The sequence below is a fragment of the Sphingosinicella sp. genome (assembly GCF_052387495.1).
Lineage (GTDB): Bacteria > Pseudomonadota > Alphaproteobacteria > Sphingomonadales > Sphingomonadaceae > Allosphingosinicella.
This window is the reverse complement of sequence record NZ_JBQTJC010000009.1, coordinates 1-8,784: the sequence shown is the minus strand read 5'-3', so window position 1 is coordinate 8,784 and position 8,784 is coordinate 1. Positions and strand designations below refer to the sequence as shown.

Genomic DNA, 8,784 nt, shown 5'->3' with positions numbered 1-8,784 from the left:
GGTCAAACCCTGGCGCCCGATGCGGCAACGTTCGAGCGGCTGGCCGACGCCGCGGTCGCCGCGCTGCCGGAGCGCTTCCGCAATCATCTCGATGGCGTCGTCGTCCGGATCGAGGATTTCGCCGACGAGGAAACGCTGGAAGCCATGGGCATCGAGGACCCGTTCGAGCTGACCGGCCTCTATTCCGGCCGCTCGATGCGCGAGGAATCGAGCCTCGCCTCGGGCGAGATGCGGCCGATGATTCACCTCTACCGCCGGCCTTTGCTCGACGAATGGGTCGATACCGGCGTCACGCTGGAGGCGCTGATCACCCATGTCATCGTCCATGAGGTTGGCCACCATTTCGGGCTCTCCGACGCGGAAATGCACGCGATCGAGGAGCAGGCGGGTTGAGCCTGCTCCGCCTCGACAATGTCGCCTGCCGGCGCGGCGGGCGGTTGCTTTTCGAGGGACTGAACCTTGCGCTCGCGCCGGGAGAAGCGGCGGTGGCGACAGGGCCCAACGGGGTCGGCAAGTCGAGCCTGCTGCGCCTCGCGGCGGGGCTGCTGCGGCCGGCGGTCGGAACGGTCGAGGCGGGCAGCGTGGCCCTCGCCGACGATCGGCTCGCGCTCGACGAGCGCCGGAGCCTCGGCACGGCACTCGATTTCTGGGCGAAGTTGGATCGCGGCGACGCCAAGGCGGCGATGGCGGAGATGGGAATCGGCCATCTCGCTGAAGCGCCTGTCCGCATCCTCTCCACCGGCCAGCGCAAGCGCGCCGCGCTGGCGCGGGCGATCGCGAGCGGCGCCGTGCTCTGGCTGCTCGACGAGCCGGCGAACGGCCTGGACTTCGCGGGGCTGGAGCTGCTCACAGCGGCGATGGCGGCGCACCGGATGGCAGGCGGCGCCATCCTTGCCGCCACCCACCAGCCGCTCGGCCTCGCCGACGCGAAGACGGTGGCGCTCGGATGATCGCGCTGATCGTCCGCGAACTGAGGCAGGCGCTGGCCGGCGGCGCGGCGGCGCTGCCGCTCGTCTTCTTCCTGCTCGTCGCGACGCTTTTCCCCTTCGCGGTCGGGCCGGACGGACCTCTGCTCGCGCGGACCGGCGGCGGCGCGCTGTGGATGGCGGCTCTGCTCGCCGCCTTGCTGCCGGTCGATCGCCTCGTCGCGCCGGATCAGTCCGCTGGCGTGCTGGACCAGCTCGCGCTGCGCGGGATCAGCGATGAGGCGGTCGCCCTCGCCAAGCTCGCCGGTCACTGGCTGAGCTTCGGACCGCCTTTGATGCTCGCCGCGCTGCCGGCGAGCGCGCTGCTCAAGCTGCCGGCGGACGTGCTGCTGCGGCTGGAGATCGGGCTCCTGATCGGCACGCCCGGCCTCGCGGCGCTGACTTTGGGCGTCGCCGCGCTCACCGCGAGCCTGCGCCGAGCGGGCGCGCTCGCCGGCCTGCTGATGCTGCCGCTCGCCGTGCCGCTGCTGATCTTCGGCGCCGGACTCGTGGAGCGCGGCAAAGACGCCGGCGCGCTGCAATTGCTCGGCGCGGTCTCTTTGCTCCTCGTCGCCGGCGCCCCCTTCGTCGCCGGCGCCGCGATCCGCGCGGCGCGGGACTAATCGCGGCTCCAGCGCGCGAAGATCGCGGTCGGCAGGAGCAGGCCGCGCGCCTCCTCGCGCACGGCCATGTCGCCGCATTCGATCCGGCCGCCGAGCTCGCCGAGCGCCTGGCCCAGCAATTCGCCGATCGCCAGCGCCGACGTGCGGACCGCGTAGACGGTGAGGACGAGGAAGCGGCTGTCGGCGTCGAGCAATTTGCGGCAATCGGCGATCAAAGCAGGCAGATTCTCTTCGAGCCGCCAGACCTCGCCCTCCGGCCCGCGCCCGAATTTGGGCGGATCGAGGATGATGCCGTCATAGCGCCGCCCGCGCCTTACCTCGCGCGCGGCGAATTTCGAGGCGTCGTCGACCAGCCAGCGGATCGGTTTGTCGCCCATGCCCGAGAGCGCGGCATTGGCCTTGCCCGCCTCGACCGATTTCTTCGAGGCGTCGACGTGGGTGAGCCGCGCGCCCTTGGCAGCCATCGCCAGCGTGCCGACCCCGGTATAGCCGAACAGGTTGAGCGCCTCCGAGCCCTCATCCAGTCGCTCGCGCATCCACGCCCATTGCGGCGCCATGTCGGGGAAGAAGGCGAGATGGCGGAAGGGGGTGCACTGGGCGCGGAAGCGGACCTCCTCCCAGCCCAGCTCCCAGCCCTCGCGCGGCACCGGCTTGTCGAAGCGCCAGCGGCCGCCGCCCTCCTCATCGGAGCCGGGTACGAACTCGCCGTCCGCGTCCCAGTCCGCCGCGGCCGCCGCCCACAACGCCTGCGGCTCGGGGCGGATGAAGCGGTGGGCCCCGTAGCGCTCGAGCTTGCGGCCGTGGCCCGAATCGACGAGGCCGTAATCGGCCCAGCCCTCCGCGACCAGGGTCTCGAGGGTCACGCCGCGCGCACCGCCCGGACGCCGATCGTCGCGGTCGCGCTCGGCCCGGCGAGCATCTTCGAGCCGGCCGCGCGCACTTGGTCGAGCGTCACCGCCTCAAGCTCGCGGACCAGCTCGGCGGGATCGACGAGGCGTCCGCGCGCGGCGAGCTGGCGGGCGACATAGCTCGCCTGGCCCCAGGCGCTCTCCAGCGACATCAGGAGGCCGGCGCGGGACTGGGTGCGGACCCGGTCGAGCTCGCGCTGGGTCGCGGTCGCGGCGGCGTCGGCGACGATCTCGGCGATCAGATCGGCGGCGGCCGCGGCCTCGCGCCGGGCTGTCGCCGCATAAAGATAGAAGGTGCCGCCATCGCGATAGGGGAGGAGCGACGCCCAGACGCTGTAGGCGAGCCCACGGTCCTCGCGCACGGCCTGGAACAGCCGCGACGAGGCGCCGCCGCCGACCAGATCGGCGAAGAGCCGCGCGGCATGATAATCGGGATCGAGCAGGGCCGGAGCGGGGTAAGCGGTGGCGAGATGGGCCTGATCGGCGCGCGGCCGTCCGGATCGGCTGCCGCCGACGAAACGGCCCGGCTCGGCGGAAGCGATCGTTCCCGCCGGCAAGGCGCCGAACCGCGCCTCGGCCAATGCAACCAGGGCGTCATGATCGACCTTGCCGGCGGCGACCAAGGCGAGGCTCCCCGCGCGATAATGGCCGTCGCGCCAGGCATGGAGGTCGTCCGCGCCGATCGCGGCGATGCTGGTCTCGTCGCCGAGCACCGAACGGCCGAGCGGCTGATCGGGATAGGCCGCCATCCAGAGATCGTCGAAGATGATGTCGGACGGCGTGTCGCGCGCCTCGCCCAGCTCCTGCACCACCACCTCCTTCTCGCGCAGCAGGTCCTTCGCATCGAAATGGGGCCTGAGGATCAGGTCGGAGATCAGCTCGATGCCGAGCGGGAGATGCTCGGCGAGCAGGGAGGCGGTGAAGCTCGTCCCCTCGCGCTCGGTGCAGGCGTTCAAGTCGCCGCCGACATCCTCGATCGCCTCGCTCAATTCACGCGCCGAGCGCCCGCCCGCGCCCTTGAAAACCATATGCTCGAAGAGATGGGCGATGCCGTTCAAGCGCGCCGGCTCGTGGCGCGAGCCGATTTCCGCATAGAGGCCGACCGCCACCGTCTCGAAGCCCGGCATGGCGCGCGAGGCGACCTTGAGGCCGTTGTCGAGGATGGTGAGCCGCATCATGGAAGGGCGGGACTTAGGGGCTCAGGGCTCCGGCGGCAACCTGCGCGCCTGCCGCTGGCTCAGCGCGATGAGGAAGATGACGAGCGCGACGGCGGCGAAGAAGAACCATTGGAAGGCGTAGGCGCGGTGGTTGTTGGGGATGTCCTCGATGCCCGGCGCCGCGCTTGGGGCGAGCGGCGGGACGGCGGTGGCGCTGGTCAGCACGATCGGCCGGTCCGGCTCGACCGGCCCCAGCGTGCCCGCGACGATCCCGGTGAGGCTGATCCGCCGTTCGCTGCCGGGGAGCTGGCTCCAGCCGGCATTGACGACGATCCGTCCTGCCAGGCCCTCAGCCCCCGGGCGGCAGGGAATTCGCCAGGCATAGCCGCCCCGGCCGTCGCGGCTGCGCCCGCCGCGCAGGTCGGGCACGACATTGCCGGCCGAGCAGGTAACGAGCACGCGGCGGAAGGCGAGCGGCGGCAGCGGCGCCGCGCCGTCACGCGCGAGCAGCGGGTCGAGATCGAGCGCGGGCAGGCTCGCCGCGGCGGCATATTCGGCGAGCAGCCGCTCCTTCCACGCCGCGCGCTGGAGCTGCCAGATGCCGAGGGCGATCATCACCGCGACCGCCGCGGCAACGATAAGCGTCGGCAGGAGAGGAAGGCGCCTCATTCTTCGTCGATGATCCGCGCCTCGCGGGCGCGGTTCTTATATTCGAGCGCGAGCAGCAACCCCTTGGCGAGGCGCAGGAGGCCGACGACGAGCAATGCGGTCAGCGGAAACCAGAGCAGGATATGGACCCAGAAGGGCGGCTCGAAGGCGAGTTCGACCCAGATGGCGAGGCCTGTGATCAGCCCGCCGACGATGAAGATCAGGAAGGCCGCGGGCCCGTCGCCGACGTTGAAGCCGGCGAAATCGAGCCCGCAGGCGCGGCAATGAGGGGCGAAGCTCGCGATGCCGGCGAACAGGGTCTTGGCACCGCAGCGGGGGCAGAGGCCCTTGAGCGCGGCTTGTATCGGCGTCGCCCCGGCGAAGGCCGGGGTCTCAGGACCAGAAGTCACGGCGCTGCTCCCTGAGATCCCGGCCTTCAGCCTTTCGGCTGAAGTTTACCCTGAGCGCCTGCCTTGCAGGCAGTCGAAGGGCCGGGATGACGAGTGCTAGTGGTATTCGGCGCCCCAGCCGCCCCAGACGTAGATGCAGAGGAACAGGAACAGCCACACCACGTCGACGAAATGCCAATACCAGGCGGCCGCCTCGAACCCGAAATGCTGCTGCGGCGTGAAATGGCCTTTGTAGGAGCGGACCAGGCAGACGATCAGGAAGATCGTGCCGATGATGACATGGGCGCCGTGGAAGCCCGTCGCCATGAAAAAGGCCGAGGTGTAGATATTGTCGCCGAAGCTGAACGGCGCGTGGACATATTCATATGCCTGGATCGAGGTGAACAGGAGGCCGAGCGCGACCGTCGCCCACAGGCCGTTGATCAGCCCCCGCCGGTCGCCGTGGATCAGGGCGTGGTGCGCCCAGGTCACGGTGGTGCCCGAGCAGATCAGGATCAGGGTGTTGAGCAAGGGCCAGCCGAACGGGTCCATGACGTGCATGCCCTCGGGCGGCCAGACCCCGCCCACCGCCTCGACCTCGGGCGGGAAGAGCGCGGCGTTGAAATAGGCCCAGAACCAGGCTACGAAGAACATCACCTCCGAGGCGATGAACAGGATCATGCCGTAGCGCAGGTGGAGCTGGACGATCGGCGTGTGATCGCCGCCATGGGCCTCCTTGATCACGTCTGCCCACCAGCTCACCATCGTGAAGGCGACTCCGAGCACCCCGGCGAAGAAGAGGTAGGTGCCGGTCGGGTTGTTATGGAACCACATCACCGCACCGCCGAACAGCGACAGCGCAGAGATCGCGCCGACCAGCGGCCAGATGCTGGGATTCACGATATGGTATTGGTGGTTCTTCGCTCCGGCCATTCTGTCTTCCTCAGCTTGTTCCCCGGCGAAGGCCGGGGTCCAGTCCCGGCGCCCGTCTGGGCCCCGGCCTTCGCCGGGGAACTAGGGGTCTCTAACTTCCGCTTCGCGGCTGGTCCACTGGGTAAAAGGTGTAGGAAAGGGTGATCTCGCTGATATCGCGCGCGTCCGGATCGTCGAGGATCGCCGGGTCGACGTAGAAGACGACCGGCATCCGCACCGACTGGCCGGGGGCGAGGCGCTGCTCGGTGAAGCAGAAGCATTGGATCTTGGTGAAATATTGCCCGGCCTGGCTCGGCGTCACGTTGAAGGTGGCGGTGCCGGTGACGGGCACGTCCATCGTGTTGGTCGCCTCATAGAGCGCGATGTTACGCGCGCCGATCGCGACCCGGCGCTGGGTGTCGACCGGGCGGAACTCCCAGCCGAGCTCGTGCGAGACGTTGGCGTCGAAGCGGACCGAGATCATCCGACCGACCGCGCCCGGCGCCGAGCCCTCCGCGGCGCGCTGGGTGGTGCCGGCGAAGCCGGTGACCTGGCAGAAGATGCGGTAGAGCGGCACGCTGGCGAAGGCCAAGCCGACCATGAAGACCACGCCCAGAGCGGCGAGCGCGGCGGTGCGGCCGTTGCGGCGGGCGAGCGCGCTCATCCGCCGTAGACCGACATCTTGGCGATGGTGATCAAATAGACGAGCAGGACGAAGCCGCCGAGCAGCAGCGCCATGATCAGCGCGCGCGCCTTCTGGCGGCGGCGGATTTCCTTTTCGTCGGGCGTCGTCATCCGATCAGCCATGCGTCCGCCACCAGCGCGCCGAACAAGGCGAACAGATAGAGGATCGAGAAGGCGAACAGGCGCTTTTCCGGCTTCATCCCGGCTGGCTCGGTTGCCGGGTTGGCGAGCACCTGCGCGGCGAGGACGAGGAAGGCGAGGCTGAGCGCCGCCGCCGCGATGCCGTACAGCGCTCCGGCGAGGCCGAGCGGCCACGGTGCGACCGCGACCGAGGCCATGGGCAGTGCGTAGAACATGATCTGAATCCGCGTCGCCCTGGCGCCCGCGACGACCGGGAGCATCGGCACCCCGGCGGCGGCATAATCGGAACGGACGAACAGCGACAGCGCCCAGAAATGCGGCGGCGTCCACAGGAAGATCAAGGCGAAGAGGAGCAGCGGCAAAGACGCCGCGTCGCCGGTCGCCGCGGCCCAGCCGATCAAGGGCGGGAAGGCGCCCGCCGCGCCGCCGATGACGATGTTCTGCGGCGTCCGCCGCTTCAGCCAGATCGTGTAGACGAGCACGTAGAACAGGATCGAGGCGGCGAGGATCGCGGCGGCGAACCAGTTGGTCGCCACGCCCATTAGCAGCACCGAGAAGAAGGACAGGCCGACGCCGAAATGGAGCGCGGACTCGCGGTCCATCCGCCCGGCGGGCAGGGGCCGCGAGGCGGTACGCTTCATCATCGCGTCGAGATCGGCTTCGTACCATTGGTTGAGCGCCGCTGCCGCGCCCGCGCCGAGCGCGATGCAGAGGATCGCGGTGAAGCCGAGCACCGGGTGGAGCGGCGCCGGCGCGACGAGCAGACCGCACAGCCCGGTGAAGACGACGAGCGTCATCACCCGGGGCTTGGTCAGCGCCACGAAGTCCCGCCAGTCGGCGGGGAGGGCGTGATGGTTGAGCGTCGTTGTCGTCATCATCCACATTTCGTCGCCCCGGCGCAGGCCGGGGCCTCAGGACAAGAAGTCACGGCGCGTCCCGCCGAGATCCCGGCCTTCGCCGGGATGACGCGCTGACGCCGTCAATCCACCTTCGGCAGGGTCTCGAACTGGTGGAACGGCGGCGGGCTCGACAGGGTCCATTCGAGCGTCGTCGCGCCCTCGCCCCAGCGATTGTCCGGCTCCTTCTTTCCGAAGGCCAGCGACCAGAAGATGTTGAGGAAGAAGAAGACCATGCCCGCGGCCATGATCAGATAGCCGTAGCCGGCGATCGCGTTCCAATCGGCGTAGGCCGGGGTGTAATCCGGCACGCGGCGCTGGAAGCCGTCCAGCCCGAGGAAGTGCATCGGGAAGAACAGCACGTTCACGCCGATGAAGAACAGCCAGAAGTGGAGCTGGCCCATCACCTCGTTGTAGCTGCGGCCCCACATCTTGCCGAACCAGTAATACCAGCCGGCGAAGAGCGAGAAGACCGCGCCGAGGCTGAGCACATAGTGGAAGTGCGCGACCACATAATAGGTGTCGTGCATCACCGTATCGACGCCCGCATTGGCGAGGACGACGCCGGTGACGCCGCCGACGGTGAACATGAAGATGAAGCCGATCGCCCACATCATCGGCGTCTGGAAGGACATCGAACCGCCCCACATGGTCGCGATCCACGAGAAGATCTTGATGCCCGTGGGCACGGCGATCACCATCGTCGCGGCGGTGAAATACATCTTGGTGTTCACGTCCATGCCGACTGTGAACATATGGTGCGCCCAGACGATGAAGCCGATCACGCCGATCGCGACCATCGCATAGGCCATGCCGAGATAGCCGAAGACCGGCTTGCGGCTGAACGTCGCCACCACCTGGCTGACCATGCCGAAGCCAGGGAGGATCAGGATGTAGACCTCGGGATGGCCGAAGAACCAGAACAGGTGCTGGTAGAGCACCGGATCGCCGCCGCCGACCGCGTCGAAGAAGTGGGTGTTGAAGTTGCGGTCGGTGAGCAGCATCGTGATCGCGCCGGCCAGCACCGGCAGCGCGAGCAGCAGCAGGAAGGCGGTCACCAGGATCGACCAGACGAAGAGCGGCATCTTGTGCAGCGTCATGCCCGGCGCGCGCATGTTGAAGATCGTGGTGATGAAGTTGATCGCGCCGAGGATCGATGAGGCACCCGCGAGGTGGAGCGCGAAGATCGCCATGTCGACCGAGGGCCCGGGCGAGCCGCTCGTCGAGAGCGGCGCATAGACGGTCCAGCCGACACCGGCGCCCATGCCGGTGCCGCCCGACACGAAGCTCGAACCCAGAAGAAGGATGAAGGCCGGCGGCAGCAGCCAGAAAGAGATATTGTTCATCCGCGGGAAGGCCATGTCCGGCGCGCCGATCATCAGCGGCACGAACCAGTTGCCGAAGCCGCCGATCATCGCCGGCATCACCATGAAGAAGACCATGATCAGGCCGTGCGCGCTG

General features: G+C 68.8%; 12 protein-coding genes. 3 read left to right on the top strand and 9 right to left on the bottom strand.

All coding sequences use genetic code 11. The features are described from left to right. The first annotated feature begins 9 nt into the window (after positions 1–9). Genes ACT4N8_RS00770 through ACT4N8_RS00760 form a run of 3 tightly spaced genes read left to right on the top strand, consistent with a single transcriptional unit; the run spans position 10 to position 1,588 of the window. Complete coding sequence (locus ACT4N8_RS00770; protein WP_444856226.1) at positions 10–393, top strand: metallopeptidase family protein; 384 nt, start codon at positions 10–12, stop codon at positions 391–393. Then, positions 390–950 carry a heme ABC exporter ATP-binding protein CcmA gene (gene ccmA / locus ACT4N8_RS00765; protein ID WP_444856224.1) on the top strand — a complete coding sequence of 187 codons (561 nt, stop codon included), beginning with the start codon at positions 390–392 and terminating at the stop codon, positions 948–950. The genes ACT4N8_RS00770 and ccmA overlap by 4 nt, the downstream gene beginning before the upstream one ends. After that, positions 947–1,588, top strand: a complete 642-nt coding sequence (locus tag ACT4N8_RS00760; RefSeq protein WP_444856223.1) for a heme exporter protein CcmB — start codon at positions 947–949, stop codon at positions 1,586–1,588. The genes ccmA and ACT4N8_RS00760 overlap by 4 nt, the downstream gene beginning before the upstream one ends. On the opposite strand, the gene ACT4N8_RS00755 is transcribed toward ACT4N8_RS00760, so the two are convergent. The 9 genes from ACT4N8_RS00755 to ACT4N8_RS00715 form a co-directional block, all read right to left on the bottom strand. Then, complete coding sequence (locus ACT4N8_RS00755; RefSeq protein ID WP_444856222.1) at positions 1,585–2,451, bottom strand: class I SAM-dependent methyltransferase; 867 nt, start codon at positions 2,449–2,451, stop codon at positions 1,585–1,587. The two genes, ACT4N8_RS00760 and ACT4N8_RS00755, sit on opposite strands and share 4 nt — an antisense overlap. After that, positions 2,448–3,674 (bottom strand): M16 family metallopeptidase, encoded by a 1,227-nt coding sequence (locus tag ACT4N8_RS00750; RefSeq protein WP_444856221.1) that lies wholly within the window; start codon positions 3,672–3,674, stop codon positions 2,448–2,450. Before ACT4N8_RS00750 ends, ACT4N8_RS00755 begins: the two co-directional genes overlap by 4 nt. 21 nt (positions 3,675–3,695) lie before the next feature. After that, the gene (locus ACT4N8_RS00745) at positions 3,696–4,322 is read right to left on the bottom strand and encodes an SURF1 family cytochrome oxidase biogenesis protein (RefSeq protein WP_444856220.1); all 627 of its coding nucleotides are present in this window, start codon (positions 4,320–4,322) and stop codon (positions 3,696–3,698) included. Beyond that, the gene (locus ACT4N8_RS00740) at positions 4,319–4,711 is read right to left on the bottom strand and encodes a DUF983 domain-containing protein (protein WP_444856219.1); all 393 of its coding nucleotides are present in this window, start codon (positions 4,709–4,711) and stop codon (positions 4,319–4,321) included. Before ACT4N8_RS00740 ends, ACT4N8_RS00745 begins: the two co-directional genes overlap by 4 nt. A gap of 96 nt (positions 4,712–4,807) precedes the next feature. Further along, positions 4,808–5,623, bottom strand: coding sequence for a cytochrome c oxidase subunit 3 (locus tag ACT4N8_RS00735; RefSeq protein WP_444856218.1), 816 nt, complete (start codon positions 5,621–5,623; stop codon positions 4,808–4,810). A 91-nt stretch (positions 5,624–5,714) separates the two neighbouring features. Then, positions 5,715–6,266: a cytochrome c oxidase assembly protein gene (locus tag ACT4N8_RS00730; RefSeq protein ID WP_444856217.1), complete on the bottom strand. Its 552-nt coding sequence runs from the start codon at positions 6,264–6,266 to the stop codon at positions 5,715–5,717. After that, entirely contained in the window at positions 6,263–6,409 is a 147-nt protein-coding gene (locus ACT4N8_RS00725) for a hypothetical protein (protein WP_444856216.1), read from the bottom strand. Before ACT4N8_RS00725 ends, ACT4N8_RS00730 begins: the two co-directional genes overlap by 4 nt. Continuing rightward, positions 6,394–7,302, bottom strand: a complete 909-nt coding sequence (locus ACT4N8_RS00720) for a heme o synthase (protein ID WP_444856225.1) — start codon at positions 7,300–7,302, stop codon at positions 6,394–6,396. The genes ACT4N8_RS00725 and ACT4N8_RS00720 overlap by 16 nt, the downstream gene beginning before the upstream one ends. A 104-nt stretch (positions 7,303–7,406) precedes the next feature. Beyond that, on the bottom strand, positions 7,407–8,784 hold a 1,378-nt coding region (locus ACT4N8_RS00715; protein WP_444856215.1), incomplete at its 5' end, for a cytochrome c oxidase subunit I.

Bases quoted from the DNA above. Each gene is read 5' to 3' on its own strand.
- ACT4N8_RS00745 (WP_444856220.1), bottom strand. From the start codon at position 4,322: ATGAGGCGCCTTCCTCTCCTGCCGACGCTTATCGTTGCCGCGGCGGTC.
- ACT4N8_RS00735 (WP_444856218.1), bottom strand. From the start codon at position 5,623: ATGGCCGGAGCGAAGAACCACCAATACCATATCGTGAATCCCAGCATC.
- ACT4N8_RS00720 (WP_444856225.1), bottom strand. From the start codon at position 7,302: ATGACGACAACGACGCTCAACCATCACGCCCTCCCCGCCGACTGGCGG.
- ACT4N8_RS00760 (WP_444856223.1), top strand. From the start codon at position 947: ATGATCGCGCTGATCGTCCGCGAACTGAGGCAGGCGCTGGCCGGCGGC.
- ACT4N8_RS00730 (WP_444856217.1), bottom strand. From the start codon at position 6,266: ATGAGCGCGCTCGCCCGCCGCAACGGCCGCACCGCCGCGCTCGCCGCT.
- ACT4N8_RS00725 (WP_444856216.1), bottom strand. From the start codon at position 6,409: ATGGCTGATCGGATGACGACGCCCGACGAAAAGGAAATCCGCCGCCGC.
- ACT4N8_RS00750 (WP_444856221.1), bottom strand. From the start codon at position 3,674: ATGATGCGGCTCACCATCCTCGACAACGGCCTCAAGGTCGCCTCGCGC.